The following is a 25877-nucleotide window of genomic DNA, read 5'->3' as shown; positions in this document are numbered from 1 at the left end:
TCCGGGCATCCCACGAGAGTGAGCCCGGTCACGGCCAGGGTTGCAGCGGTGTTGCACTCCCGGGGCCGAAGAGGCGGGCGATGTCCTGCGGGGTCGGCGCGACGACCTCGACGCCCGGCGCGATCCGGTACGGCCGCGCGGCGAGCAGGCCCCCGAGCACGCGGCGCAGCCGGGAGAGCTCGGCGCGGACGGTGACGAGGTGGTCGGCGTCGTCGTAGAGCGCGCGGCTGATCGCGGCCGCGTCGAGCCCCGCGCTCCCGGCCGCCATCAGCAGGGCGACGATCTGCAGGTGGCGCCGCCCGAGGGTGTGGCGCCAGACCTCGTGGCCCTCGACGAGCACCGCGGGCGGGTCGGCGTCGAGGTCGAGACGCAGGCGCGTGCGGCCCGGGCCGGCCGCGTCGGAGGGACGCAGCAGCCAGCCACCGGGCACGCGGTCGGGCAGGCACGCGCCGAGCCCGTGGATCAGCATCGCCTCGCCGGCCTGCGGCACGCCGACCCGGTCACGCGGGGCGAGGCCGGTGGCGGCGGCGACCCAGCCGTGGTCGTCGACGACGAGCGCCGGGCCCGTCTGCCGGGCGAGCATCGGCGCGGCGACGGCCCGCAGGCTCTCCAGACGCGTCTCGTGCGAGGCCCACAGCCCGGTCTCGGCGAGCCGGACCGCGGTGTGCACGAGGGCCACGGTGGTGGGGTGCACCGTCGGCGCGGGCCCCGACAGGTCGACGACACCGAGCATCTCGCCGGTGCGCGGGTCGTGGATCGGGCTCGCGGTGCACGTCCACGGGTGCTGGGCGCGGACGAAGTGCTCGGCGGAGAACAGTTGCACCGAGGCGTGCTCGGCGAGCGCGGTGCCGATGGCGTTGGTACCGACCGAGGCCTCGGTCCAGTCGGCGCCGGGCAGGAAGCCGAGGGAGTCGGCGAGCCGGCCGACGCGCACGGCGCCCTCGCGCCACAGCACGAAACCGTCGGCGGCGGTGATGACCATGATGTGCTCGGCGTCCTCGGCCACCGCGGTGAGGCTCGCCCGCAGCTGCGGCAGCACCCCGGCGATCGGCGAGGCGGCCCGGCGCTGCTCGACGGTCTCCGGCGGCGCGGGGTCGTCCAGCGAGCGTCCGTCCGGCGCGACGCCGTAGGACAGGACGCGGTCCCAGGACCGGCTCACGACCCGGCGCAACGGCGTCGTCGGCCGGCTCCCGGACAGCCGGGCGTCGTGGGCCTGGTGGAGCAGGCGGGCGTGCTGGCGCAGGTCGGTACTGCGCGTGACCGCGCAGACCCCGTCGTCAGCGTGAGGCACGGGCACCTCCTCGTCGACGGACCCCGCCGCAGCCTAGGCAGGCCACCGTGAGCGGCGCCATAGACCAGCCGCCCCGCTCACTGCACGCAGAACTCGTTGCCCTCCGGGTCGGCCATCACCAGGCACCAGCCCGTGGGCTCGTCGATCTCGCGCAGGAACCGCGCGCCGGCCGCCTCGAGCTTCTCGCGGTGGGCGTGGGCGAGCTCCTTGCGGCCCTCGCCGCCGTCGCCGACGTTGACGTCGAGGTGCACGCGGTTCTTCACCGTCTTGTCCTCGGGCACCTTCTGGAACAGCACACGGGGGCCGGCACCGGCCGGGTCGACGACGGCGTTCAGGCGGTCCCAGTCCTCGCGCGGGATCCCGATCTTCTCGGCGAAGGCGAACCAGCTGTCGAAGCCCGGCGGCGGGGGCTGGACGACGTAGTCGAGCGCGAGCGCCCAGAACTCGGCCTGCTTCGCCGTGTCGTGGGCGTCGAACGTGATCTGCACTCCCAGGGCCATGTGCCCAGTCTGGCGGTGATAGCGGACAGGTCGCGTCCGGCACCCGGAGGTGATCGTGGGGGCTTTCCGCTCGCTGGACGTCAGCGTGGCCGCCACGCTGACCCACCCCCGGTGCGTCCGTCGCACGCGTGTTCCTCCTGCTCGGCAGTGGGCACCCCCGCTCGGTGACCGAGCCGCTCGACCTGTTCGGCGACGCCGCCGACACCACCACGGACCTGCCGCCGGACCTCGAGACCCTCAAGGCGCAGGCCGCGGGCTGTACCGCCTGCGAGCTGTACCACGACACCACCGGCACCGTCTTCGGGTCCGGGCCGGCGCAGGCGCGCCTGGTGATGGTCGGTGAACAGCCCGGCGACCAGGAGGACCGCCAGCAGGCCCCGTTCGTCGGGCCGGCCGGGCGCCTGCTCGACGAGGCCCTCGACGAGGCGGGGATCGCCCGCGACGACGCCTACGTCACCAACGCGGTCAAGCACTTCGGCTTCCGCTACCAGGGCAAGCGCCGCATCCACGAGACCCCGAAGGCCGGGCACATCAAGGCCTGCCGGCCGTGGCTCGACGCCGAGCTGGCGCTGGTGAAGCCGCAGGTGCTGCTGACCCTCGGGGCGACCGCGGGCAAGGCGCTGCTCGGGTCGTCGTTCCGGATCACCGCCGAGCGCGGCGAGCCCCGGGCCTGGAACGACATGACCCTGGTGCCGACCATCCACCCCTCGGCGATCCTGCGCGCCGACCCGGCCCGCGGGCAGGACCGCGACGAGATGTTCGCGGGATTCGTCGCCGACCTGCGCACGGCCGGTGGGCTCCTACACGGGTAGGCCCAGCCCCCGGGCGATCAGCATCCGCTGCACCTCCGACGTGCCCTCGCCGATGGTGAGGATGCGGGCGTCCTGGTAGTGCCGGGTCACCGCCGACTCCTGGACGAAGCCGTAGCCCCCGGCGAGCTCGGTCGCGAGGTAGGCGGCCTTGTTCGCCGCCTCCGACGCCACCAGCTTCGCCGTGGCGGCCTCCCGGGCGATGGGCAGGCCCCGGTCGTACTTCCAGGCGCCGTCGTAGGTCATCACCCGCGCGGTGGCGGCGAGCGCGGCGATGTCGGCGACACCGAACGCGACGCCCTGGTGCCCGCCCAGCGGCGTGCCGAACGAGGTGCGGTCGCCGACGAAGCGGCGGATGTCGTCGAGGCAGCCCAGGGCGAGTCCGGTGCTCATCGCGGCGATCGGGAAGCGCGCCCACGTCAGGAAGCCGAGCGCCTCCCGGTACCCGCGCCCCTCCTCCCCGAGCAGGGCGGTCCCCGGGACGCGGACCTCGTCGAAGAAGAGCGGGTGGGTGTCCGACGCGCGCCACCCGAGCTTGGCGTACGGCCCGCCGACGGTGACGCCGGGCGCGTCCAGCGGCACGAGGAACGCCGAGACGGGACGCCGCCGGCGCCCGGTCGCGCCGGCGGCGGCGTCGCCGGTGGCGGCGAACAGGATGACCCAGCGGGAGAACGGGGTGCCCGAGTTGGTGATGAACTGCTTCGACCCCGTGATCACCCAGTCGTCGCCGTCGCGGCGGGCCGTGGTGCCGATGTTGCCGGCGTCGGAGCCGCCCGTCGGCTCGGTGAGCCCGAACGACACGAACGTCTCCCCCGTACACGCGCCGGGCAGCACCTCGTCGAGGAGGTCGTCGCGACCGGCCGCGAGGTGCGCGAGCAGCGCGACGCTGATCGCCTGCACGTGGACCGTGACGGCGAGGGAGGAGTCGACGCGGGCGAGCTCCTCGGCGGTCAGGCAGAGGGTGCGCAGGTCGGCGCCCGCGCCGCCGTACCGCTCGTCGGCGAGCAGCCCGTAGGCGCCGAGGCGACCGGCCGCCCGGGCGAGGTCGGCGTCGAAGGCGCCCGCGATGCTGCGCTCGGCCGCACCCGGGGCGACCTCGCGGGTGACGAAGTCCCGGAGCGTCGCCTGCCAGTCGCGGTGGTGGTCCTCGAGCGCCCACGGGACGCCGTAGTCGGCGTCGTCGAGGCCCGTCGCGACGGTCTCGTCGAGACGGTCCGATGTCTGGGTCATGCTCCGGCCACCCTCCTGGTCCGACCGGCCCAGTGCGGCTCGCGCAGGGCCTTGCGCAGCAGTTTCCCGACGACGTTCTTGGGCAGCGGCTCGTGGGTGAACTCCACGACGCCGGGCTTCTTGTACGAGCCGAGGTTCCGGCGGACGAGCTCCACGACCTCCTCGGCGGTCACGTCCGCCCCCTCCGCGACGTGGCACACGGCCATCGGCGTCTCGCCCCACCGCTCGTGCGGCACCGCGAACACGGCCACCTCGAGGACCTCGGGGTGGTCGGCGATCGCGGACTCGAGCTCGGCGGGCCAGATGTTGAAGCCGCCCGAGACGATCATGTCGTCGGCGCGGTCGAGGACGTAGACGTAGCCGTTCTCGTCGATGCGCCCGATGTCGCGGGTGCGGACCCAGCCGTCGACGAGCCGCGTCGCGGTCAGCTCCTCGTCGTCCCAGAAGCCGCGCATCTGGCCCTCCACCTGCGCCCAGAGCTCGCCCTCGGCCCCGAGCGGCAGCACGGTGTCCTCCTCGTCGCGGACCTCGATCCGGGCGAAGGGCAGCACCTTGCCCGCGGCCCGCAGCGGGGACGAGCCGGGGATGTCGGCGAACCACTCCTGCGGGGTCATCACGGTCAGCGGGACGGCCTCGGTCTGCCCGAACACCTGGTGCAGGACGTCGCCGAACGCGGCCCGCCCGGCCAGCGCGGTGGCGTCGGTGATCGGCGCCCCGCCGACGAGCAGGCACTCGAGCGCCGTGACGTCCCGGTCGGCCCGGGAGGGGTCGGCGGTGAGCATCTGGACCATCGACGGCGGCGCGAACATGTGCGTGACGCGGTGGCGCTCCATCAGCGCGAGGACCTTGGCGGGGTCGAACGCCCCGAAGAGCAGGTTGGCGCTGCCGTGCAGCCACGCCGGCAGGAACAGGTAGCCCGACGCGTGGGAGATCGGCCCGGCGTGTCCGACGACGCTGTGGGTCTGCAGGTTGGGCAGGCGGTAGTACCAGTTGCGGCAGTTCACCAGCCAGTCGTGCTGCGTGTACCCGACGCCCTTGGGCCGTCCCGTGGTGCCCGCCGAGTGCCGGATGACGTACCAGTCGTCGGCGCCGACGCGCAGCTCCGGGTCGTCGGCCGGCTGCGCCGCGAGCCAGTCCTCGTAGCCCTCGTCGCGCACGAGGACGTGCTCCAGGCCGGCCGCCCCGTCGTCGGGGTCGTCGAGCCCCTTGACCTCGTCGGCGTGCGCGGCGTCGACGACGAGCACGCGGGTCTGCGTCTGCTCGATCATCTGCTGGTGGGCCCGGCGGGCGTTGCGCGCGTAGAGCGGGACGCGGACGGCGCCGGCGATCGCGGCGCCCAGGAACAGGTCCGCCGCGCCGAGGTCGTTCTCCTCGACGCTCGCCACCCGGTCGCCGGGCCGCACCCCGAGGGCCCGCAGGCCGTTCGCGGTGCGCACGCCCCGGTCCCACGCCTCGCCGAAGGTCAGGCTGCGGTGCTCGGTGAGCAGCGCGGTCCGGTGACGGTGCAGGGTCATGGCCTGGCGCATCAGGCTGGGCACGTCCACCCGACCGACGCTAGGACGTGCGTGACGCGGGTCACTACCCACGATCGAGGGGGTCAGGGCAGGAGGCCACCCGCCCGGGCCCGGTGGACCGCCTCGCCACGGGTGCGGCTGCCCAGCTTGGCCATCGCCGACTTGAGATACGACTTCACCGTCTCCGTGCGGAGACCCAGCCGCTCCGCGATCGCGCCGTTGCCCGCCCCGACGGCGACGAGGGCGAGCACGTCGAGCTCGCGGGCCGAGAGGTGGACGCCGGGGGCAGTGTCCACACCGTGCAGCCGTTCGGCGAGCGTCTCCAGCCGGGCGCGCGCGGCCGGGTCGGTGGTGCCCGCCCGGGCCGCGCGCAGGACCGCGTGGAGGTCGCGGGCCTCCTCGCGGGTGAGCCGGACGTCGCGCGCCGGCTCGTCGGTGGGCGCCGCCGGGCGGAGCCGGACGGCCGCGCGCACCGTGTCGACCATGCGCGCGAGGAAGCGCTCGCCGAACTCCAGCGGTCGCCGCACCGCGCCGTAGACGGCACCGTGCAGCGTGCCCTCGACCCGGACCGGCACCGCGAAGACCGCCCGCAGGCCCTCCGCCGACACCGCCTGGTCGAACTGGTGGGTGATGCCCGGTGCGCGGGCATAGTCGGCGACGGCCAGCGGGCGCCCGAGCGCGAGGACCTTGCCGCCGAGCCCCTGCCCGACGGCGGTGACCAGGCCGTCCATGCTCCCGGCGCGTGCCCCGCGCATGAGCCCGAGCCGGAACGTCGTGGCCCACGGGTCGAGCTCGGCGGCGAAGGCCATGTCCAGGGCGTCCGCGTCCTCGAGGGCGCGGACCGCCCGCGCGAGCGGCGTCATCGCGGGAGGGCCGGGGGGATCGGCTGTCACGCCCACCTCCCCGCGCCGGACCGGGCTCCGGCGATGCTAGGCCATGGCTGTGGCCCGGGTCACGCTCGCGCGGTCGCCGACCCCGGGGTGGGGGCCCCGCCCACGCCCAGCAGCGCCCGCACGGCGTCGGCGATCGCGTCGGGACGGTCGAGGGTGACCAGGTGCCCGGCGTCGTCGAGCAGCCGCGGCTCGGGCGCACCGAGACGACGCGCGAGGTCCCGCTGCAGCGCGACCCACCGCGCCCGGCCGCGGCCGGTGCCCGCGGCGCCGACGAGCAGCCGCACGGGCACCGCCGGCGCGCCCCGCTCCCGCTGCCACGTCAGCACGCCGGCCTGCAGCGGTCCGTGCCCGAACCACGCGTCGAGCGTCGAGATCGCCCAGGCCCGCGAGGCGTAGACCGCCCGCACCGCCGCCGGGTTCATGCGGTCGCGCCCCCGGACCGAGCCCGCGCGCACGCCGAGCACGCGCGTCCACGGACCGACGAGCGTCCCGATCCCGGTCGCCAGGACCAGCTCCGCGACCGCCCGCCCGACGTGGCTGACCGGCGCGGGCGCGAGCCGCACCCCCTGCTCGTGGGAGGCGTCGACGAGCACCGCCCCGACGGTGTCGCGCGACCCCTCGCGGTCGGCGTGGAGCAGGGCCTGCACGTGCAGCCCGCCCGACGAGTGGCCGACGAACAGCAGCGGCCGCGCCGCACCGGCCACCCGCGCCGCGAGGCGGGCGGCGACGGCGTCGGGGGTCCAGTCGCCGCGCGAGCGCAGGCGCGGGGCGTCCGCGGGATCGACGACGATCACCGCGACGTCGTGCGGCAGCGCCTCGACGACGGCGTCCCACTCCCCCGGCGTCGCACCCAGCCCGGGGACGACGACCACCGTGCGGGCCCTCACCGGCGCCTCCGGACCCACCGCGAGCCCCGCAGCACGACGAGCCCGATGGTCACCAGCACGCCCGAGAGCGTCAGGACCTGCACCCGCTGCACGTAGCCGACGACCCCGTCGAGCCCCAGGCCCACCGTCTCCTCGAGGACCACCAGCAGCCCGGGGACCGCGACCAGCGGGAGCCCGACCAGCATCGCTCCCTCCAGTGGCGAGGCGGGCTGCTCGGCGGTGCGCCCCCGGGACCGGGCGATCGCGAGCAGCAGGACGGCGAGGATCGCGGCGCCGTTGGCCGCGACGCTGGTCACCTCGTGCACGCCGAGCGACACCGCGGACCGCGACGCCTCGGCGGCGGCGCAGGCGGGGTCGGCGGAGGGGGCGCACACCATCGGTGCGACGACGTCGAGCAGCGTCGCCGCACCGAAGAGCCCGAGCGCGACGCCGGCCCACCGCACGGCCCGCACCCGCGCGCCGAGGGCGACGTGCACCGCGGCGGCGACCACGACCACGCCCACGGCGCCGTCGACGGTGCGGAACACCATGTCGTGCGGCTGGTCGAGCGCGGCGAGCTCGCTGACGTACGAGCGGCCCGGATCGAGCCGCGTCCCGAGCAAGGGCGTCACCAGGAACGCGGAGTACACGACGCCGGCCACCACCGTGGCCCACCCGATCACCCGGTCGGTGATCGTCGCGCTCCGCGTCGCGAAACCCCGCACCCGGCGACCCTAGTGGTGCGGCGGCGGCCCGGCCGCTCAGCTGACCCCGGCCGCGTCCATCCCCCGCATCTCCTTCTTGAGGTCGGCGATCTCGTCGCGCAGGCGCCCGGCGAGCTCGAACTGCAGGTCGCGCGCGGCGGCCATCATCTGGTCGGTGAGCTGCTGGATGAGGTCGGCGAGCTCCGCGCGCGCCATCCCCGAGGTGTCGCGGTGCTCGACGATGCCCGAGCTGCCGCGCCCGCCCGCCTCGCCCGCCGCGCGCCGGCCGCGGGAGCTGTTGCGCGCCGACCCGCCGACCCCGACCGACTCCTCGGTGTCCTCGGCCTCGCGGTAGACGCGGTCGAGGATGTCGGCGATGTTCTTGCGCAGCGGCTGGGGGTCGACGCCCCGCTCGGTGTTGTAGGCGATCTGCTTCTCGCGGCGCCGGTTGGTCTCGTCGATGGCGTAGCGCATCGAGTCGGTGACCGTGTCGGCGTACATGTGCACCTGACCCGACACGTTGCGCGCCGCGCGCCCGATCGTCTGGATGAGCGAGCGCTCGCTGCGCAGGAAGCCCTCCTTGTCGGCGTCGAGGATCGCGACCAGCGACACCTCCGGCAGGTCGAGACCCTCGCGCAGCAGGTTGATGCCGACCAGCACGTCGTACTCGCCGGAGCGCAGCTGGCGCAGCAGCTCGACGCGCCGCAGGGTGTCGACCTCGGAGTGCAGGTAGCGGACCTTGATGCCGAGCTCGAGCAGGTAGTCGGTGAGGTCCTCGGCCATCTTCTTGGTCAGCGTGGTGACCAGCACCCGCTCGTCCTTGTCGACACGGGTGCGGATCTCGCCCACGAGGTCGTCGATCTGGCCCTTGGTGGGCTTGACGACGACCTCGGGGTCGATCAGCCCGGTGGGCCGGATGACCTGCTCGACGAACTCGCCACCGGCCATCCGCATCTCGTAGTCGCCCGGCGTCGCCGACAGGTAGACCGTCTGCCCGATCCGGTCGGCGAACTCCTCCCACGTCAGCGGCCGGTTGTCGGTCGCGCTCGGGAGCCGGAAGCCGTACTCGACGAGGTTGCGCTTGCGGGACATGTCGCCCTCGTACATGCCGCCGATCTGCGGCACCGTCACGTGGGACTCGTCGATGACCAGCAGGAAGTCCTGCGGGAAGTAGTCGATCAGCGTGGCCGGCGCCGTTCCCGGGCCGCGGCCGTCGATGTGGCGCGAGTAGTTCTCGATGCCCGAGCAGAAGCCGACCTGGCGGATCATCTCGATGTCGTAGGTGGTGCGCATGCGCAGCCGCTGCGCCTCGAGCATCTTGTTCTGGCGCTCGAGCTCGGCGAGGCGCTCCTCGAGCTCGGCCTCGATGGCCTTGACCGCCTTCTCCATGCGCTCGGGACCGGCCACGTAGTGGGTGGCCGGGAAGATGCGCACGTCGTCGACCTGGCGCACGACGTCGCCGGTGAGCGGGTTGAGGTAGTAGAGCGACTCGATCTCGTCACCGAAGAACTCGATGCGGACCGCGAGCTCCTCGTACGCCGGGATGATCTCCACGGTGTCGCCGCGGACCCGGAACGTGCCGCGCGCGAACGACATGTCGTTGCGGGTGTACTGCACGTCGACCAGCGCGCGCAGCAGCTGGTCGCGGTCGAGCTCGTCGCCGACGTTCAGCTGCACCGAGCGGTCGAGGTAGGACTGCGGCGTGCCGAGGCCGTAGATGCACGACACCGACGCGACCACGACGACGTCGCGGCGCGAGAGCAGGTTGGACGTCGCCGAGTGGCGCAGCCGCTCGACGTCCTCGTTGATCGAGGAGTCCTTCTCGATGTAGGTGTCGGTCTGCGCGATGTACGCCTCGGGCTGGTAGTAGTCGTAGTACGAGACGAAGTACTCGACCGCGTTGTTGGGCAGCAGCTCGCGCAGCTCGTTGGCCAGCTGGGCCGCCAGCGTCTTGTTGGGCGCCATCACCAGCGTCGGGCGCTGCACCCGCTCGATCAGCCACGCGGCCGTCGCCGACTTGCCGGTGCCCGTGGCGCCCAGCAGCACGATGTCGTGCTCGCCGGCCTTGACCCGCTTCTCGAGGTCCTCGATGGCCGCCGGCTGGTCGCCCGCCGGCTCGTACGGGCTGACGACCTCGAACGGGACGCCGGTGCGCTCGATCTCGCCCACCGGTCGGAACTCGGAGTGCGCGAGGGCGTCGTCGGGGAGCCCCTCCGGGTTCTCCCCGTCGCGGGCCGAGCCCGGAACCTCTGTCGCGAAGGCCATGGGATCGAGGTTAACCGCGACCCCCGACAACGGTGTCCCGGCTAGGGTCGCCGCCCGTGGGCCTGCACTCCCCGAAGATCGAGACGTTCGACGTCGCCGCCGGCACCAACACCGATCCCAAGGGCTTCGTCCGCGTGGTCGACGTCTACCGCGAGGAGCCGTTCGGGCTCTACGTGAGCCGGGAGATGGTCGACCACCCGACCCTGACCCACCTGCGGTCGTGGCTGCTGCCGGCCCTCGGCATCCGCGTCACCGACTTCACCTGGAAGCCCGGGCACGAGCGGCTCCAGGACCACTACATCGACATCGTCGACGTCACCCGCGACGGCACCACGTGGTGGACCGAGGACCACTACGTCGACCTCGTCGTCCACACCGGCGAGCGCACCGACGTCCTCGATCTCGACGAGCTCGCCGAGGCCGTCGCCGCCGGGCTCCTCGACGTCGAGCGGGCCGAACGGGCCCTCGCCACGAGCCACCGCACCCTGGCGGGCCTCGCCGAGCAGGGCCACGACCTGGACCGATGGCTCGCCCGCCACGACGTTGCCCTGACCTGGGCATGACCTGCGTCACACCGCGAATGACAGGTGTGGGATTCGGGTAGGGGGCGACGTCCGGCCACTCGGACGGGTGTCCTAGGGTCCACCGCCGTGAGCCCGGTCGTCTCCCGCCAGCTGGTCGAGGTCGTCGACACCCGTACGGCGACCCGCACCCTCCCCTTCGCCCCCGAGCACGCGCTCGAGCAGGCCTCCGAGCAGGCCTCCGAGCAGGCCCCAGCGCAGGCCCTCGACCGCTGGCACGTCGCGGACGGGCACCTGCGCACCACGGTGCTGAGCCCCGAGGACCCCTTCGTGCTGGCGGAGACGTGCTGGTACGTCGCCGACCACGGCCTGCGGATACGCCGGCGCCTCCCGCGCGACGGTGACGCGGCCGGCACGGTCACCGAGATCGGCGCGGTCCGGATCGTCGTCGACGGGCCGCAGTGGCGCTGCACCGACCTGCTGCTCGGTCTCGAGGTCGTCCCGGGGCGGCCGGCCCGCGTCGTGCACGACGCCGACTTCGCCGCCGCCGTCGCGGGCGGCGTGCTCTCCGGCGCTGACGCCGACGAGGCGATGAGCACCGTGCACCGCGTGCTCGGCGAGCTCGTCGACGCCCGCCACGACCTCGACACCTGGACGGGCTCGCTCGGGACGGGGTCCCTCACCCGGTTCTAGGGTCGGCCCGCGGCCACGACGCCGGCCGTCGGGGGCCGCCCTCCCGGCGGATCCTCAGGGCAGCGCCACCTCGGCACGCACCGCGTCCGGGTCGGCGGCCACCCGGTCCGGGTCGCGACGCGCACGCTCGCGGGCGTCCACGATCGCCCTGGCCTGTTTCGCCTCACGACGCTTCCTGCCGTCGAGGACGAGCACGCGGGCGGGACGGGCGGGGTCGGCGGATCCGTGGCGCCCCGGGCCGGTGCGCGGGAATCCGGCGGCCACGAAGGCCTCGACGAGATCGTCGCCGGGCCGGTCGGCCTCCACGAGGACGTCGACGACGTCGGGGGCGGGCAGGTCCGGGATCGCGCCGGGCCCGACGAGCTCGACGCGACGGACGCGCTCGCCCCCGGCGGCGGCGAGGCGGGCGGCGAGGCGACGGCCGACGAGCGAGCGGTCGTCGGCGGGCGCCACGATCTCGCTCGGCGCGGGGACGGCCCGCCCGCGCTCGACGTTGGCGGCGAAGGGCACGAGCCGGTCGTGCCACAGGCGCTCGACCTGCTCGCGCAGCGCCCCGGCCGCGCCGGCGTTCTCGAGCCACACGTCGGCGGCCGCCCGGCGGGCCTCGTCGTCGGCCTGCGCCGCCATCCGCGCGCGGGCGTCCTCGACGGTCATGCCGCGGGTGTCGACGAGCCGGGTGACCCGCACGTCCACCGGAGCGTCGACCACCACCACCAGCGCGAACGCCGCACCCATCCCGTTCTCGACGAGCAGCGGGACGTCGTGGACGACCACGGCGTCGTCGTCGGCGCCCGCGACCAGCTCGGCGGTCCGCGCGCCGATCCGCGGGTGCAGGATGCCGTTGAGCTTCTGCCGCTTCGCCTCGTCGCCGAAGACGATCCGCCCGAGCGCGGGCCGGTCGAGGGCGCCATCGGCGTCGAGGACGTCCTCGCCGAACGCGGCGACGACGTCGGCCAGGCCCTCGGTGCCGGGTTCGACGACCTCGCGGGCGATCCGGTCGGCGTCGATCACCACCGCGCCCAGTTCGGTGAGCGTCTCCGCCACCGTCGACTTCCCCGCCCCGATCCCACCGGTGAGCCCCAGCCTCAGCACGTCCGCAGTGTGCCCAGCGGGTGGAGGAGTCACTCGACCCGGGGTCGAGACCGCGCGGTGAGTCACTCGTGTCACGGGCGCAACAGCGATAGGGTCACGCCCCGTTCGCCCCATCCGCACCACCCGTACCGAGGAGCCGCCGCGTGTTCCGTTCGCGCCGCCCCGCAGGACGCCACCGCCTCGGCGACCCCGGTCTGGTCTGGTGCCGGGCCCTGCCCCCGGTCGCGGCGGCCCTCGCGGCACCGCACATCGCCCGCCGCGGCCTCGTCGAGCGCCTCCTCGCGGGTTCGCGGCACCTGCGCCCCGCCTTCGGCACCGCGGCGCCGCCGGCGTTCGGCTAGGCCTTCGCGGCGCGCGCGAGATCAGGGGCACGCCGTGCCCCTCGTCCGGCGACCCCGGGGACACCATGTGCTCCTGATCTCCACCGCGCCGGCACGCGCGGGCCCCGAGCAGAGCCCGCCCACCCCCGCGCCTCGGGTGATCAACGGGGACTTCACGCGCGTAGAAGCAGCGAGATACCCGTTCGTTGCGATCCGGGCGGCCCCGCACACGACGACGGGCCCCCACCCCGCGAGGGATGAGGGCCCGTCGGTCGAGCTCAGCAGCTGATCAGCCGCCCGAGAGCTTCTCGCGGAGCGCCGCGAGCTGGGCGTCGCTGGCCAGCGCGCCGCCGCCGCTCTGGGAGGGCGGGCCCTGGCCCGGGTCCGAGGCGTCGGTGTCGTCGCCCCGCTCGTCGTCGGACGACGGGCCGCCCGAGGAGTAGTTGGCCGGCGCGGCCTCGGCCGCCTCCGCCTCCTGCTCCTGCGTGCGCTGCAGCTGCGCGATGTGCTGCTCGTAGCGGGCGTAGGCCGCCTGGTACTGGCGCTCCCACTCCTCGCGCTGCGACTCGTACCCCTCGCGCCACTCGCCGGTGTCCGGGTCGAAGCCCTCGGGGTAGATGTAGTTGCCGGCGTCGTCGTACTCGGCCGCCATGCCGTAGAGCGCCGGGTCGAACTCGGTCTCCGGCGTCATGCCCTCGTTGGCCTGCTTGAGCGAGAGCGAGATGCGGCGACGGTCGAGGTCGATGTCGATGACCTTGACCATGACGTCGTTGCCGACCTGGACGACCTGCTCCGGCACCTCGACGTGGCGCTCGGCCAGTTCGGAGATGTGGACCAGGCCCTCGATGCCCTCGTCCACGCGGACGAACGCACCGAACGGCACCAGCTTCGTGACCTTGCCGGGCACGATCTGGCCGATCTGGTGGGTGCGGGCGAACTGACGCCACGGGTCCTCCTGCGTCGCCTTCAGCGACAGGGAGACCCGCTCGCGGTCGAGGTCGACGTCGAGGACCTCGACCTTGACCTCCTGGCCCACCTCGACCACCTCGGACGGGTGGTCGATGTGCTTCCAGGACAGCTCGGAGACGTGCACCAGACCGTCGACGCCGCCGAGGTCGACGAACGCACCGAAGTTGACGATCGACGAGACCTGGCCGGACCGGATCTGGCCCTTGGCGAGCTGGTTGAGGAACTCGCTGCGCACCGCCGACTGGGTCTGCTCCAGCCACGCACGGCGGGAGAGGACGACGTTGTTGCGGTTCTTGTCCAGCTCGATGATCTTGGCCTCGATCTCCTTGCCCACGTAGGGCTGGAGGTCGCGGACGCGACGCATCTCGACCAGCGAGGCCGGGAGGAAGCCGCGCAGGCCGATGTCGAGGATGAGGCCGCCCTTGACGACCTCGATGACGGTGCCCTTGACGGGCTCGTCGTTGTCCTTGAGCTGCTCGATCGTGCCCCAGGCGCGCTCGTACTGCGCGCGCTTCTTGGACAGGATCAGCCGGCCCTCCTTGTCCTCCTTCTGGAGGACGAGGGCTTCGACCTCGTCGCCGACGGCGACGACCTCGTTGGGGTCGACATCGTGCTTGATGGACAGCTCACGCGAGGGGATGACGCCCTCGGTCTTGTAGCCGATGTCGAGGAGGACCTCGTCCCGGTCGACCTTGACGATGGTGCCCTCGACGATGTCGCCATCGTTGAAGTACTTGATCGTCTGGTCGATGGCGGCGAGGAAGTCCTCTTCCGACCCGATGTCGTTGATCGCAACCTGGGGGCTGGTCGACGTCGGGGCGGTGTGGGTGTCGATGGACATACGGTGGACGGCTCCGGGACATGGTCAGATCGAGCGTGCAGGGACCCCACGCGGGGGGTCGTCGACCTGACGCGCGCGCCGGGACGAGCCTGGCGAACGCCGAGGTGGAGACGAGAATCGCCGCCCACCGCTGCCTGGGGTAGCGGGACGCGGACAGGGCGAGACCACTCACGTGGACCTTCATCGTAACCGCGCCCGACACGGCCCGGCAATCGGGGCACCCCGTACCGAGCCCCGGCGTGTCGCAGGCGGAGCGCCCGGCGTGTCGAGCCGGCGGGACGCCCGCGCGGGGGACGCGGGACCCGCATCCGGGCGTGTCAGGATGCCCCGGTGTCGACGCCGCCCCCTCCGCCGAGCGCGGAGGAGCTGCTCGGGGCGGCCGGGGTCGCCCGGCGGGCGGTCGGACCGGCGGAGTCGAGCGCCGCGAGCCGGGCCTGGTGGGACGCCGACGCCGACGACTACCAGGCCGAGCACGGCGCGTTCCTCGGTGACGACGACTTCGTCTGGTGCCCCGAGCGCCTGCGGGAGGCCGAGGCGCACCTGCTCGGGGACCCCGCCGCCCTGCGCGGCGCGCGCGTCCTCGAGGTGGGGTGCGGGGCGGCGTCCTGCTCGCGCTGGCTCGCCGGCCTCGGCGCGCGGGTGCTCGGTCTCGACCTGTCGGCCGGCATGCTGCGCCACGCCCGCGACGCCGACGCCCGCGCCGGCGTCACCGTCCCGCTCGTGCAGGCCGACGCCGACGCGATCCCGCTGCGCGACGGCTGCGTCGACGCCGCCTTCTCGGCGTTCGGGGCGATCCCGTTCGTCGCCGACGCGGCCGCGGTGATGCGCGAGGTGGCCCGCGCGCTGCGCCCCGGCGCGCCGTGGGTGTTCGCGGTGAACCACCCGATGCGCTGGATGTTCCCCGACGACCCGGGCCCCGACGGCCTGACCGTGTCGCAGTCGTACTTCGACCGCACGCCCTACGCGGAGGTCGACGAGCACGACCGCGCCGTCTACGTCGAGCACCACCGCACCCTGGGCGACCGGGTGGCCGACGTCGTCGGGGCCGGGCTGGTGCTGGAGCGCCTGGTGGAGCCCGAGTGGCCGGACGACCTCGAGGCGGTGTGGGGCCAGTGGTCGCCGCTGCGGGGCCGGCTCTTCCCGGGCACGGCGATCTTCTGCTGCCGGCGGCCGGGCCGGGGCGGGCCCGCGTGATCGGGCGCTCGCGGGCGGCGGGACGCTCGCCCGAGGTCGTGCTCACCGAGCTGCTGCGCGACCAGCAGGAGCGCTTCACCGAGCTCGACCCCGGCCTGCCGCCCGCGGTCATGCCCCCGCCCGGGGACGTGGTGGTCGTCGGCGGGCACGGTGACGAGGCCGCCGGCGTCGTCACCCACCACAGCTGGCCCGCGGGCAGCGCTCCCCTGCTGTGGTCGGCGGCCGAGGTCACCGAGCTGCACCCGGTGCTGGGGCACGCGGGTCGCGCGGGGGCCGACGCGCTGGTGACCGAGTGGCGCGCGCGCGTCCCGGCGCGCACCCGCGCGGCGGCCGACTCCGCCGCCGTGGTGACCTGGCCCAGCCGCGACGTCGCCGCCGCGCGCGCCTTCCTCGACCACGGGCTCGTGCCCCTCGCGGTGCTCGCCGTGCGTCCCCCCGGCCCGCCGCCCCCCGTCGCCGACCCCGACCCGGCCCTCGTCCTGCGCCCGGCCCGCGACGGCGACCTCGAGGCCTGCGTGACGCTGGCGATGCACGAGATCGCCTACTCCAGCCTGGTCGGCGGCAGCGTGCTGCGCCCCGACGCCGAGGCGGTCAAGCGCGCGGCCCTGCGCGAGCGTCAGCAGCGCGGCGAGCCGATCTGGGTCGCCGAGCGGGACGGCCGGCTGGTCGGGCTGCTCGAGTGCGGCCTCACCGACGCGACGCCGGGCAGCTGGCTCGCGGGCCTGCTGCCCATCGGGCGCTGGGGCTACGTCAACTGCGCCTCGGTGCTGCCGGGCCAGCGCGGCCGGGGCGTCGGGCACGCGCTCGTCGCCGCCGCCCTGCCGGCGCTCCAACCGCCCGGGGTCCGCGGGACCTACCTCTACTACAACCCGCCGAACCCGGTCTCCTCGGTGTTCTGGCCCCGCCACGGCTACCGGCCGCTGTGGACGCTGTGGGAGGTCCGGCCGGCGTCGGCACTGCGGTGATCGTCGCGGCGCCTACCGATCCGGTGGTGGGAGCAGGTCGGGCTCGACGACCGCGAGCAGTGCCCGGCGCGGGTGCCGGCTCCCCCACGGCTCACCGAGGGCCGTGAGCACGCCGCCCGCGACGGCGTCGACCGACCGGGCCCGGGCCACGGCCAGCCACTCGAGCAGCGCCAGGCCGCCTTCCGGGCTCAGGTGGAGGTGCTCGTCGAGTGCCGCCAACGCGTGGTGTGCCGCCTCCTCGTCGCGAATCGGCCGTACCGACCACCACCCCGGACGGACGGGATCGAGCTTCTCCTCGCCAGCCCCCGGCGTGACGTCGATCAGGTAACCGCGTCGTCCCGCCGAGCTCCGCGGGGTGTCCGGCGTGGGGAAGCCGAGCGCGACCACCTCGCGCTCGCGCCCGTCGAACGCGACGATCCGGTGCTCGCAGACGTACGTGGAGTGCGACCGGCAGGCCTCGTCCACCGCCTCGCGGGCGTGGTCGAGGCTGTCGGGGTGCTTGTGCGCCACCCAGAGCGATCGGGTCGGCGTCACCGCCTCGGGCTCATAGCCGTGGAGCCGGAACATCGTCGCGTTCCACGTCCACCGATCCGTACGGGGCTGCCAACTGTAGGTACCGACACGTCCGACCCGCATGTGCCCCCTGCTCGCTGTTCCCCCGAACGCCATTTCGTTCATGGACGAGAATCGTCCGGACTGCGCCCGCACCTGACCGGACCAACCATCTACGCCACACAGCGTCATTTCCTGGCGTCGGTAACGCCATTGGTGCACCCGTGCGATTCCCTGGGCGCACCCGGCAATGTACGGTCCGCCACGATCCCGTGCCGTGGTCACATCCCCTCGCCTCCCCGAGAAGGTGCCCGCTTGTCCGATTCCGCCGCGCCGACCCCGACACGAGAATCGATCTGGCAACGGACGATCGATCTCCTCCCTCGTGGGAACACACTGAGCGACGCGGAGTGGACGCGACGTCACCGGCTGCTGCTCGTCGTCCTGGGCCTGCACGTCCCCCTGCTCATCGCGGTCGGGGCGGTGACCGGTTGGCCCGTCGCCTGGATCGGCGCCTTCGTGGGGTGGACGGCGCTGCTCACCGCCGCCGCGGCGATGACCCGTCGGCGCCGCGTCGGGTCGTTCCTGGTGACGCTGGGACTGACCTCCTGCTCGATCGCCCTGGTGGTGCTGTCTAACGGCTCGATCGAGGCGCACTTCCACTTCTTCGTCATCGTCGGTTTCCTCGCGCTGTACCAGGATTGGTTCCCGTTCCTCTGGAACATCGCGTTCACCGTGCTCAGTCACGGGATCGGCTCCGCGCTGGTGCCCAATCTGATCTTCAACCACCTGTCCGGACAGGGGAATCCCTGGCTGTGGTCGGTCGTGCACGGGTTGAGCGTGCTCGCCGCCTGTGCCGGCGTCCTGCTGTTCTGGCGGTACACCGAGGACCTGCAGGACCAGAAGTCCGAGCTCGCCGCTCAGCTCGCGCAGAGCGAGATCAGCAAGAAGGAGTTCACCTCTGACTTGCTGCTCAACCTCGCGCGGCGCAACCAGAGCATGTACCACCGCCAGCTCGACATCATCAACGACCTCGAGGAGAAGGAGCGGGACCCCGACGTCCTGGCCGAGCTCTTCCGCCTCGACCACCTCGCGACCCGCGTGCGGCGCAACGCCGAGAGCCTGCTCGTGCTCTCCGGGGAGCAGGCGCCCCGCGTGTGGTCGGCACCGGTGGCGCTGCGCGACGTCGTCCGCGCGGCGATCGCCGAGACCGAGGACCTGGACCGGATCACCTTCACCGTCGACGAGGGCCTCGCCATCGTCGGCAGCTCGGTGGCCGACCTGACCCACCTGCTGGCCGAGCTCCTCGAGAACGCCGTACGCTACTCCCCGCCGACCAGCACGGTCACCGTCACCAACCGGCCCTACCACCCCTCGCCCGGGTCGCACCTGCTGGTCGTCGAGGACACCGGCGTGGGGATGCCCGCCGACGAGCTCGCGCGGGCGAACGAGCTGTTGAGCGCGCCGCAGGAGGTCGACGTCTCGGCCTCCCGCCGTCTCGGCTTCCACGTCGTGTCCCGGCTCGCCGAGCGGCACGGCATCACCGCCACCCTCACCCCCACCCCGGGGTGCGGGCTCACCGCCGTACTCGTGCTGCCGGCCGCGCTGTTCCCGTCGACCACCGGCGCGCCCCGGCGCCCGACGGGCCCGGCCCTGCGGCCGGCTCCCGCGGGCCCCGTCGGTGAGGCCGCCGCCGGGCGCTCCGGAACCTCGCCGGTCGCGGTGGCCCCCGTGCCGCCGGGCGGGGACGGCCGCCACGCGTGGCCCCACGTGCCCCGCCAGGACGCCGGGAACGGCCACCACCTCCCCGCCCACCTCCCCGCCCACCTCCCCGCCCACCTCCCCGCCCACGCCCCGTCCGATGCCGCCGCGTCGGCGAGCGGGAACGGGCGGGCGTCCGCGTCGCAGCGCGGCGGGCTCATCCACCCCATCGTCGTCCCGCCGCCCCGCGAGATCGCCGGGGACGGGGCGGCCCTGGGCGCCGGGTCCGACATCATCCGCCCCCGGGGGAGCCACGCCGACGCCCCGACGCCCCGCAGCTCTCCCGAGTTCTCACCGGGCGGCGGACCGGGCGGGCGCGAGGCCGCGGACGCCGATCCGCCGCGTCGCACCCTGAAGCGGCGCACCCCGCAGAGCCACCTCGCACCGGAGCTCGCCCAGCCGTCCACCTCCTCCGCCGACCCGTCCCCCGCCGACCCGTCCCCCGCCTCCGGAAAGAGGCTCGCGCCCGACACCGCCGACACCGCCGACACCGCCGCGGCCGGCCCCTTCGCCGACGCGCCGACCGACGGCCCGGCGAGCGGCGGCGCGCTCACGGCCCTGTCGCGCTACCAGGCCAGCAGGCGGATGGCCCACCTCGAGATCGACGGGGGTCGCGGCGGCGAGGACCGGCGTGGCGGCCCGAACCCGAACGGAGCGTCCTCGTGACGGGCATCCACGACAACGGCCACCTCGACTGGCTGCTCACCGACTTCGCCCGGGGCACGCCCGGCGTCGTGCACGCCCTGGTGGTCTCTTCCGACGGGCTCCGCCTCGCCGCCACGCCGGAGGTCGACCCGGTGCTGGGCGACCAGCTCTCGGCGGCGAGCTCCGGGCTGGTCAGCCTCGCGAGGGGGGCGGCCACGCTGCTGGGGACCCTCCCGGTCAGCCAGACCATCCTCGAGATGGCGGGCGGCTACCTGTTCCTGACCTCCATCAGCCACGGCTCGCTGCTCGCGGTGCACACCGAGCGCACCGCCGACATGGGTCTGGTGGGCTACGAGATGACCATGCTCGCGTCCCGCGTCGGGCACGCGCTGACCCCGGCCGCGCGGCCCGACCGCACCGGCAGTCCTCGATGACCGTGGACGAGCGCCCCACGCCTCCCGCGTCCGCAGGACGGGTCGTGCCCAACTACGCCGTCACGCGGGGCCGGACGCGGGCGGTGGGGCGCGAGCTGCCCGTCGAGGCCCTCGTCACCGCGACCGAGCACGGACTCTCCCAGCTGGGCGTCCTGCAGCCCGAGTACCGCACCATCGTGGAGGCGTGCGCCGAGCCGCAGTCCCTGGTCGAGATCGGGACGCTGCTGGGCGTCCCCGTGGGCGTGGCGCGGGTGCTGGTGAGCGATCTCGCCAACGCCGACCACCTCGCCGTGCACCTGCCCCTCGTCGGCGCGGACGGCCGTCCCCGACGCGAACTCCTGGAGAGACTCCTCGATGGCCTCCGTGCCCGCTGACCGTCAGGCCCGGACCGCGACGGGGCTGCTGCCTCTGAAGATCCTGATCGCCGGCGGGTTCGGGGTCGGCAAGACGACCCTGGTCCACGCCCTCTCGGAGATCCCGCCCCTGTCGACCGAGCAGGAGATGACGAGCCTGTCGGTGGGGGTCGACGACGCCGAGGCCGTGCCGGACAAGCAGACCACCACGGTCGCCATGGACTTCGGGCGGCTCACCGTCGATGCGGGCATGATCCTCTACCTGTTCGGGACGCCCGGTCAGTCGCGGTTCTGGTTCATGTGGGACGAGCTCGCCCGCGGTGCGGTCGGGGCGGTGGTCCTCGTCGACCTGCGCCGCGTGGACGACTGCTTCGCCGCGATCGACTACTTCGAGAACCGGGGCGTGCCCTTCGTCGTGGCGGTCAACGGGTTCCCGACGGCGGACGAGTACGACGACGAGACCGTCCGGGACGCGCTGGTCCTGCGCCCCGAGTGCCCCCTGGTGCGCGTCGACGCCCGCGACCACCGCTCGTCGCTGGAGGCCCTGATCCGGCTGGTCGAGCACTCCCTCCAGGGGAGCCACTGACCGGTGGTCCGCCTCGAGGACCCGCCCCGGTCCCCCCGGTCCGTCGCCCCCCCGGGGGAGCGGGACGCCGCCGAGCTGGAGCTCGCCGTCGAGGGCATGACGTGTGCGTCGTGCGCCGCGCGGATCGAGCGCCGGCTCGAGCGGCTCGGCGGCGTCACCGCCCGCGTCGACCTCGTGGCCGAGCGGGCCCGGGTGCGGGGTGCGGGACCGGAGCGGTCCGCCGAGCTCGTCGCCGAGATCGAGCGGCTCGGCTTCCGCGTGCGCGCCATCGTCGACGGTGCGCCGGAGACCGGCGAGCCCGGCCGGCCCGATGACGCCGACGGGGCCGCCGTGCGCTCGCTGCGCCGACGGCTGGTCGTGGCGCTGCTGCTCGGCGTGCCGGTGGCCCACGTCGCGATGGGCCTCGCCGTGGACCCCCACCTGCGCTTCCCCGGCTCGACGGCGGTGCTGCTGGCCCTCGCCGCCCCGGTGGCGACGTGGTGCGCGTGGCCGTTCCACCGCGCCGCGCTCGCCGGGGCACGCCACGGAACCGCGTCGATGGACACCCTGGTCTCCCTGGGTGTCGTCGCCGCGGTCACCGGGTCGTTCGTCGCCGGACCGCTCTACCTCGACGTCGCCCTCGTGGTCGTGCTCTTCCTGCTGGCGGGCCGGCTCTTCGAGGCCACCGCACGCCGCCGCGCCGGCCGGACGGTGGCCGGGCTCGCGGCCCTGCGACCGCGGCACGTGACCGTCCGCCGTGCCGACGGCGAACAGGACGTCCCCGCGGGGTGGCTCGCGCCCGGCGAGGAGATCGTCGTGCGCCCCGTGGACCGCGGCGGGCTCGTCGGCGCCGACGGCGAGGTGGTCGAGGGCACGGCCGCGGTGGACACAAGCACCCTCACCGGCGAGCCCGTGCCCCGGGCGGTCGCCCCCGGGGCACCCGTGCACGCCGGGACGCGCGTCGTGGACGGCGAGGTCGTGATCCGGGTGACCCGGGCGGGCGCCGACACCCGCCTCGCGCGGCTGGTCGACAGCGTCGAGCGGACGCGGTCCGAGCGCGCCGCCGCCCAGCGCCTCGCCGACCGCATCTGCACCATGTTCGTCCCCGTCGTGCTGGTCCTGGCGGTCGCGACGGCGATCGGGTGGTCGGCCGTCGTGGGTCCCGGCGTCGCGGCGTTCTCGGCCGCGCTCTGCGTCCTCGTCATCGCCTGCCCGTGCGCCCTGGGCCTCGCGACCCCGATGGCGCTGCTGGTCGCGACCGACCGCGGTGCCCGTCTCGGGATCTTCCTGCTCGGACACCGGGCGCTGGAGGCGGCCCACGCCGTCGACGTCGTCGTGCTGGACAAGACCGGCACGGTCACCGACGGGCGCATGGCCGTGGTCGACGCGACCACGAGCGTCGAGGTGTCGCCCCTCGACGTCGCCCGCTGGGCCGGCGCGGTGGAGGCGAGGGCGGACCACCCGCTCGCGACCGCGCTCGTCGCCCTGGCACGCGCGACCACGGGTGAGCTGCCGCCGGTCGAGGGCGCGGTGACCCGTGCCGGGCTCGGCGCCCGCGGCCGGGTGGACGGCGAGGTCGTCACGGTCGGGTCCGCGCGCCTGCTCGCCGCGGAGGGCGTCGCCGTTCCCGCCGACATCGCGGCGTGCACCGCCGCCTGGGAGCGCGACGGCCACACCACCGTGCTCGTGGGCCGCGGGGACGCCGCGGTCGGCGCGTTCGCGCTCGCCGACGGCGTCGCCCCGGGGGCGGCCGACGCCGTCGCCGCGCTGCACGCCCTCGGCGTGCGGACCGTGCTGCTCACCGGCGACCACGAGGCGGCCGCTCGCCGGGTCGCCGACGTCGTCGGCGTCGACGAGGTGATCGCCGGGGTGACTCCCGACGAGAAGGCGGCCGTCATCGACCGGCTGCGCGACGACGGGTGCTCCGTGGCGATGGTCGGCGACGGGGTGAACGACGCCCCCGCCCTGGCCCGCGCCGACCTCGGGCTCGCCGTGGGGTCCGGCACCGACGTCGCGATCGGCGCCGCCGACATGGTGCTGCTGCGGGACCGTCTCGACGTCGTCCCCGCTGCGCTCGGACTCGCGCGCGCCACCCGGCGCACGATCCGCCGCAACCTGTCCTGGGCGTTCGCCTACAACGTCGCCGCGCTCCCCCTGGCCGCTGCCGGTCTGCTGAACCCGCTGGTCGCCGGGGTCGCGATGGCCGCGTCCTCGGCCTTCGTGGTGGCCTCGAGCCTGCGTCTGGCGAGCTGGTCGCCCGGCGGGCGCGCGGTCGCTAGTTCCAGATCGTGACGTAGACCGGGGGCCGGAACCGGGACGGCACGACCCCGCCGTGCGGGGAGCGCATCAGCGCCATCGCCTCCGGCGTCGTCAGGAAGCGGTGGAAGGCGGTCGCCCCCGGCGTGCGCATCTCGGGTCGCAGCATCGTGGCGTGCCAGGCCCCGGCCATCGGTGTCGCGGGCGTGGGGACGATCCTCAGGTCGCCCCGGCGCAACTGCGGGTTGACGAGGTGCGCAGTGGCGACGGCGACACCGCCGCCGGCCACCGCGGCCTCCCAGGCGGCCCCGTGCGACGCGAACACGCGGACCCGCTCGTCGGGGACGCCCAGGCGGCGCAGCAGCCCACCGGTCTCGCTCCCGGGCTCGCCGTGGGTCGGGTCGACCAGCCACGGCCACGTGGCCGGGAGGCCCGCGAGGCGCAGGCCGGGCGCGGCGACCGCGACGAGCTGCGTGCGCAGGACGGGCTCGCTGGCGAGCCGGCGACCGGGATCGAGGACCACCGCGGGTCCGAGCGCGACGTCGGCGAGGCGGTTGGCCACCAGGACCTCGAGCTCGGCGGTGGAGGCGACGCTGGTGGACAGGGCGTAGGCGCTGCCGGTGCGGGTGTCGAACGCCGCCGTCAGGGGGCTCGCGACGAACTCCGCCATGACCGACGCGGTGGCGACGCGCAGCTCCTCGGACCGACCCTGCGCCGTGCGGACCGCCGCCTCCGCCTCGGCCCCGAGGGCCACCATCTGGGACGCGAGACCCAGCAGCCGGGCTCCTGCCGGCGTCGGCTCCATGCGGCCCTCGACCCGGACGACGAGCGGGTCGTCGAGGTGCTTGCGCAGCACCGACAGCGCCTGCGAGACCGCCGAGTCGGTGACGCCCAACGCCTCGGCCGCCGCGCGCACCGTGCCGAGCCGGGCGACGAGCACGAAGGTGTGGAGCTGCGTCAGCGTCACCCGGTCGAGTCTCGTCCCGGTCACGGAACGGTTCCAGCGCCCGGTTGAGGGATCGCTCAACTCCGTCTACCGCAACGATCGGGCGGGAACGCAGAGTGGCGCCCCTCACACCAATGGCGGTCGGGGCCGCCACCACGACGGCGCGGGTCCCGCTGCGCCCCGACCCCGACCCCGACCCCGATCGCGACGGGGCGACCTCCGTGCCCCGCCCCGTGACCCACCCGTCTCTCCACCCCGAGGGGAAGCCGATGCAGGTCCCCGCCCAGTTCGCCTACGAGAAGGCCGGCAGCGTCGACGAGGTGATCGCCCTGCTGCGCAAGCACGGGCCCGAGTCGTTGATCGTCGCCGGCGGGCACAGCCTCATCCCGATGATGAAGCTGCGCCTCGCCGAGCCGTCCACGCTGATCGACATCAACGGCCTCGCCGAGCTCGACTACATCCGCGTCGAGGGCGACGAGGTCCGCTTCGGGGCGATGACGCGCCACGGCGGGGTCCTCGAGTCGGCGGTGGTCCGGGAGCACTTCCCGATCCTGACCGACGCCGAACGCCTCATCGCCGACCCGATCGTGCGCAACCGCGGCACCGTCGGCGGCTCGCTCTGCCAGGCCGATCCCTCCGAGGACCTCTCGGCGGCCTTCTCGGCGCTGCGCGCGAGCGTGGTCATCCGCAGCGCCGACGGCGAGCGGGTCGTGCCCGTGCGCGAGTTCCACCACGGTCCCTACGAGACGGCCGTCGCCCACGGCGAGCTGCTCGTCGAGGTCCGCGTCCCGATCTCCCCGGGCACCGGGAGCGCGTACCACAAGGTCGAACGCCGGGCCGGGGACTGGGCCGTCGTCTCCGCCGGGGCCGTCCTGACCCTCGACGGCGACACCGTCACCGAGGTCGGCATCGGCCTGTCCGCGGTGGGTGCCGCACACTTCGTCGCCCCCGAGGCCGAGGACGCCCTGCGCGGCGGCCCCGTCTCCGACGACGCCTTCGCCGAGGCCGGCCGGATCGCGGCCGCGCACAGCAACCCCTCCGCCGACCAGCGCGGACCCGTCGACTACAAGCGCCACCTCGTGGCCGAGCTGACCGCGCGGACCCTGCACCGCGCGGCGGCCCGGGCGCGTGGACAGGAGGCCTGAGCGTGCAGATCACCGTGACCGTGAACGGCGAGCAGTTCACCCGGGACGTGGAGCCCCGCCTGCTCCTCGTCCACTTCCTCCGCGACGACCTCCGCCTCACCGGGACCCACTGGGGATGCGACACCTCCAACTGCGGCGCCTGCGTCGTGCGCCTCGACGGGGTGCCCGTCAAGTCGTGCACCGTCCTGGCCGTGATGGCCGACGGCGCCGCCGTCGACACCGTCGAGGGCCTCGCGCGCGGCAACGACCTCGACCCCGTCCAGGCCGGCTTCATGACGTGCCACGGCCTGCAGTGCGGCTTCTGCACGCCCGGGATGATGCTCACCGCCCGCGCCCTGCTCGACCGCGATCCCGACCCCTCGCCGGCCACCATCCGCGAGGCCATCTCCGGCCAGGTCTGCCGCTGCACGGGCTACGAGAACATCGTGCGCTCGGTGCGGTGGGCGGCCGAGCACGCCGACGGCGGTGCCGGCGCCGCCACGCCCGTCGTTCCCGAAGAGACCCCCGAGGTGACGGCATGACCACGCTGTACGAGCAGGGTCACGAGAAGGGC

The 25877-nt window shown here is 74.5% G+C and carries 25 protein-coding genes; 13 read left to right on the top strand and 12 right to left on the bottom strand.

Going from position 1 to position 25877, the window contains the following annotated elements; genetic code table 11:
* Positions 1 to 28: 28 nt before the first annotated feature.
* On the bottom strand, positions 29 to 1291 hold the full coding sequence (locus ACFPK1_RS10185) for a GAF domain-containing protein (protein WP_378020802.1): 1263 nt from the start codon (positions 1289 to 1291) through the stop codon (positions 29 to 31).
* Positions 1292 to 1368: 77 nt separating this feature from the next.
* On the bottom strand, positions 1369 to 1791 hold the full coding sequence (locus ACFPK1_RS10180) for a VOC family protein (protein ID WP_378020801.1): 423 nt from the start codon (positions 1789 to 1791) through the stop codon (positions 1369 to 1371).
* 164 nt (positions 1792 to 1955) lie between these two features.
* Here ACFPK1_RS10180 and ACFPK1_RS10175 point away from each other — a divergent pair, with 164 nt between their 5' ends.
* A complete protein-coding gene (locus tag ACFPK1_RS10175) occupies positions 1956 to 2603 on the top strand; it encodes a UdgX family uracil-DNA binding protein (protein WP_378020800.1) in 648 nt (215 codons plus the stop codon).
* Here the strand turns inward: ACFPK1_RS10175 and ACFPK1_RS10170 are convergent.
* From ACFPK1_RS10170 to uvrB, 6 genes are read right to left on the bottom strand one after another with little or no spacing between them, the layout of a single operon-like run.
* Positions 2592 to 3830, bottom strand: a complete 1239-nt coding sequence (locus ACFPK1_RS10170) for an acyl-CoA dehydrogenase family protein (protein WP_378020799.1) — start codon at positions 3828 to 3830, stop codon at positions 2592 to 2594. The genes ACFPK1_RS10175 and ACFPK1_RS10170 overlap by 12 nt on opposite strands.
* Complete coding sequence (locus ACFPK1_RS10165; protein ID WP_378020798.1) at positions 3827 to 5374, bottom strand: class I adenylate-forming enzyme family protein; 1548 nt, start codon at positions 5372 to 5374, stop codon at positions 3827 to 3829. The genes ACFPK1_RS10170 and ACFPK1_RS10165 overlap by 4 nt, the downstream gene beginning before the upstream one ends.
* A gap of 53 nt (positions 5375 to 5427) precedes the next feature.
* A complete protein-coding gene (locus tag ACFPK1_RS10160; protein ID WP_378020797.1) occupies positions 5428 to 6237 on the bottom strand; it encodes a LuxR C-terminal-related transcriptional regulator in 810 nt (269 codons plus the stop codon).
* Positions 6238 to 6296: 59 nt separating this feature from the next.
* A complete protein-coding gene (locus tag ACFPK1_RS10155; protein ID WP_378020796.1) occupies positions 6297 to 7124 on the bottom strand; it encodes an alpha/beta fold hydrolase in 828 nt (275 codons plus the stop codon).
* Positions 7121 to 7828 (bottom strand): DUF998 domain-containing protein, encoded by a 708-nt coding sequence (locus ACFPK1_RS10150; RefSeq protein WP_378020795.1) that lies wholly within the window; start codon positions 7826 to 7828, stop codon positions 7121 to 7123. Before ACFPK1_RS10150 ends, ACFPK1_RS10155 begins: the two co-directional genes overlap by 4 nt.
* Positions 7829 to 7864: 36 nt before the next feature.
* Complete coding sequence (uvrB, locus tag ACFPK1_RS10145; protein WP_378020794.1) at positions 7865 to 10072, bottom strand: excinuclease ABC subunit UvrB; 2208 nt, start codon at positions 10070 to 10072, stop codon at positions 7865 to 7867.
* 56 nt (positions 10073 to 10128) lie between these two features.
* Between uvrB and ACFPK1_RS10140 the strand changes: the two genes are divergently transcribed.
* Together ACFPK1_RS10140 and ACFPK1_RS10135 are read left to right on the top strand one after the other, a co-directional pair.
* Positions 10129 to 10635 (top strand): ribonuclease FAU-1 family protein, encoded by a 507-nt coding sequence (locus tag ACFPK1_RS10140; protein WP_378020793.1) that lies wholly within the window; start codon positions 10129 to 10131, stop codon positions 10633 to 10635.
* Positions 10636 to 10722: 87 nt separating this feature from the next.
* Positions 10723 to 11286 carry a DUF402 domain-containing protein gene (locus tag ACFPK1_RS10135; protein WP_378020792.1) on the top strand — a complete coding sequence of 188 codons (564 nt, stop codon included), beginning with the start codon at positions 10723 to 10725 and terminating at the stop codon, positions 11284 to 11286.
* A gap of 54 nt (positions 11287 to 11340) precedes the next feature.
* On the opposite strand, the gene coaE is transcribed toward ACFPK1_RS10135, so the two are convergent.
* Complete coding sequence (coaE, locus tag ACFPK1_RS10130) at positions 11341 to 12378, bottom strand: dephospho-CoA kinase (RefSeq protein ID WP_378020791.1); 1038 nt, start codon at positions 12376 to 12378, stop codon at positions 11341 to 11343.
* A 143-nt stretch (positions 12379 to 12521) separates the two neighbouring features.
* On the opposite strand from coaE, the gene ACFPK1_RS10125 reads away from it, so the two are divergent.
* Positions 12522 to 12719: a hypothetical protein gene (locus tag ACFPK1_RS10125; RefSeq protein ID WP_378020790.1), complete on the top strand. Its 198-nt coding sequence runs from the start codon at positions 12522 to 12524 to the stop codon at positions 12717 to 12719.
* A gap of 268 nt (positions 12720 to 12987) precedes the next feature.
* Here ACFPK1_RS10125 and rpsA read toward each other — a convergent pair whose 3' ends face one another.
* Positions 12988 to 14508, bottom strand: a complete 1521-nt coding sequence (rpsA, locus tag ACFPK1_RS10120) for a 30S ribosomal protein S1 (RefSeq protein ID WP_378020789.1) — start codon at positions 14506 to 14508, stop codon at positions 12988 to 12990.
* 330 nt (positions 14509 to 14838) lie between these two features.
* Here rpsA and ACFPK1_RS10115 point away from each other — a divergent pair, with 330 nt between their 5' ends.
* Together ACFPK1_RS10115 and ACFPK1_RS10110 are read left to right on the top strand one after the other, a co-directional pair.
* The gene (locus ACFPK1_RS10115) at positions 14839 to 15702 is read left to right on the top strand and encodes a class I SAM-dependent methyltransferase (protein ID WP_378020788.1); all 864 of its coding nucleotides are present in this window, start codon (positions 14839 to 14841) and stop codon (positions 15700 to 15702) included.
* Positions 15699 to 16667, top strand: a complete 969-nt coding sequence (locus tag ACFPK1_RS10110) for a GNAT family N-acetyltransferase (RefSeq protein ID WP_378020787.1) — start codon at positions 15699 to 15701, stop codon at positions 16665 to 16667. Before ACFPK1_RS10115 ends, ACFPK1_RS10110 begins: the two co-directional genes overlap by 4 nt.
* A 12-nt stretch (positions 16668 to 16679) precedes the next feature.
* Here ACFPK1_RS10110 and ACFPK1_RS10105 read toward each other — a convergent pair whose 3' ends face one another.
* Entirely contained in the window at positions 16680 to 17303 is a 624-nt protein-coding gene (locus ACFPK1_RS10105) for a PAS domain-containing protein (protein ID WP_378021007.1), read from the bottom strand.
* A 231-nt stretch (positions 17304 to 17534) separates the two neighbouring features.
* Between ACFPK1_RS10105 and ACFPK1_RS10100 the strand changes: the two genes are divergently transcribed.
* Genes ACFPK1_RS10100 through ACFPK1_RS10080 form a run of 5 tightly spaced genes read left to right on the top strand, consistent with a single transcriptional unit; the run spans position 17535 to position 23269 of the window.
* Positions 17535 to 19646 (top strand): sensor histidine kinase, encoded by a 2112-nt coding sequence (locus ACFPK1_RS10100; RefSeq protein WP_378020786.1) that lies wholly within the window; start codon positions 17535 to 17537, stop codon positions 19644 to 19646.
* On the top strand, positions 19643 to 20059 hold the full coding sequence (locus ACFPK1_RS10095) for a roadblock/LC7 domain-containing protein (protein WP_378020785.1): 417 nt from the start codon (positions 19643 to 19645) through the stop codon (positions 20057 to 20059). Before ACFPK1_RS10100 ends, ACFPK1_RS10095 begins: the two co-directional genes overlap by 4 nt.
* A gap of 44 nt (positions 20060 to 20103) precedes the next feature.
* Positions 20104 to 20433: a DUF742 domain-containing protein gene (locus ACFPK1_RS10090; protein ID WP_378020784.1), complete on the top strand. Its 330-nt coding sequence runs from the start codon at positions 20104 to 20106 to the stop codon at positions 20431 to 20433.
* Complete coding sequence (locus ACFPK1_RS10085; protein ID WP_465252220.1) at positions 20414 to 20998, top strand: GTP-binding protein; 585 nt, start codon at positions 20414 to 20416, stop codon at positions 20996 to 20998. Before ACFPK1_RS10090 ends, ACFPK1_RS10085 begins: the two co-directional genes overlap by 20 nt.
* A gap of 3 nt (positions 20999 to 21001) precedes the next feature.
* On the top strand, positions 21002 to 23269 hold the full coding sequence (locus ACFPK1_RS10080; protein ID WP_378020783.1) for a heavy metal translocating P-type ATPase: 2268 nt from the start codon (positions 21002 to 21004) through the stop codon (positions 23267 to 23269).
* On the opposite strand, the gene ACFPK1_RS10075 is transcribed toward ACFPK1_RS10080, so the two are convergent.
* Positions 23253 to 24200: a LysR family transcriptional regulator gene (locus ACFPK1_RS10075; protein WP_378020782.1), complete on the bottom strand. Its 948-nt coding sequence runs from the start codon at positions 24198 to 24200 to the stop codon at positions 23253 to 23255. The two genes, ACFPK1_RS10080 and ACFPK1_RS10075, sit on opposite strands and share 17 nt — an antisense overlap.
* Positions 24201 to 24448: 248 nt before the next feature.
* Between ACFPK1_RS10075 and ACFPK1_RS10070 the strand changes: the two genes are divergently transcribed.
* A complete protein-coding gene (locus tag ACFPK1_RS10070) occupies positions 24449 to 25324 on the top strand; it encodes an FAD binding domain-containing protein (protein WP_378021005.1) in 876 nt (291 codons plus the stop codon).
* Positions 25325 to 25326: 2 nt separating this feature from the next.
* Positions 25327 to 25845, top strand: a complete 519-nt coding sequence (locus tag ACFPK1_RS10065) for a (2Fe-2S)-binding protein (RefSeq protein ID WP_378020781.1) — start codon at positions 25327 to 25329, stop codon at positions 25843 to 25845.
* The last annotated feature ends 32 nt before the right edge of the window (positions 25846 to 25877 follow it).

The organism is Actinomycetospora rhizophila, assembly GCF_042657905.1.
Classification (GTDB): domain Bacteria; phylum Actinomycetota; class Actinomycetes; order Mycobacteriales; family Pseudonocardiaceae; genus Actinomycetospora; species Actinomycetospora rhizophila.
The sequence above is the reverse complement of the archived record's forward strand: the minus strand, read 5'-3'. Positions and strand labels throughout refer to the sequence as shown.

What these genes read in the sequence shown, in the direction of transcription:
- ACFPK1_RS10085 (WP_465252220.1), top strand. Translation starts at nt 20,414, where the DNA reads ATGGCCTCCGTGCCCGCTGACCGTCAGGCCCGGACCGCGACGGGGCTG.
- rpsA (WP_378020789.1), bottom strand. Translation starts at nt 14,508, where the DNA reads ATGTCCATCGACACCCACACCGCCCCGACGTCGACCAGCCCCCAGGTT.
- ACFPK1_RS10070 (WP_378021005.1), top strand. Translation starts at nt 24,449, where the DNA reads ATGCAGGTCCCCGCCCAGTTCGCCTACGAGAAGGCCGGCAGCGTCGAC.
- ACFPK1_RS10105 (WP_378021007.1), bottom strand. Translation starts at nt 17,303, where the DNA reads ATGCGGGTCGGACGTGTCGGTACCTACAGTTGGCAGCCCCGTACGGAT.
- ACFPK1_RS10170 (WP_378020799.1), bottom strand. Translation starts at nt 3,830, where the DNA reads ATGACCCAGACATCGGACCGTCTCGACGAGACCGTCGCGACGGGCCTC.
- ACFPK1_RS10180 (WP_378020801.1), bottom strand. Translation starts at nt 1,791, where the DNA reads ATGGCCCTGGGAGTGCAGATCACGTTCGACGCCCACGACACGGCGAAG.
- uvrB (WP_378020794.1), bottom strand. Translation starts at nt 10,072, where the DNA reads ATGGCCTTCGCGACAGAGGTTCCGGGCTCGGCCCGCGACGGGGAGAAC.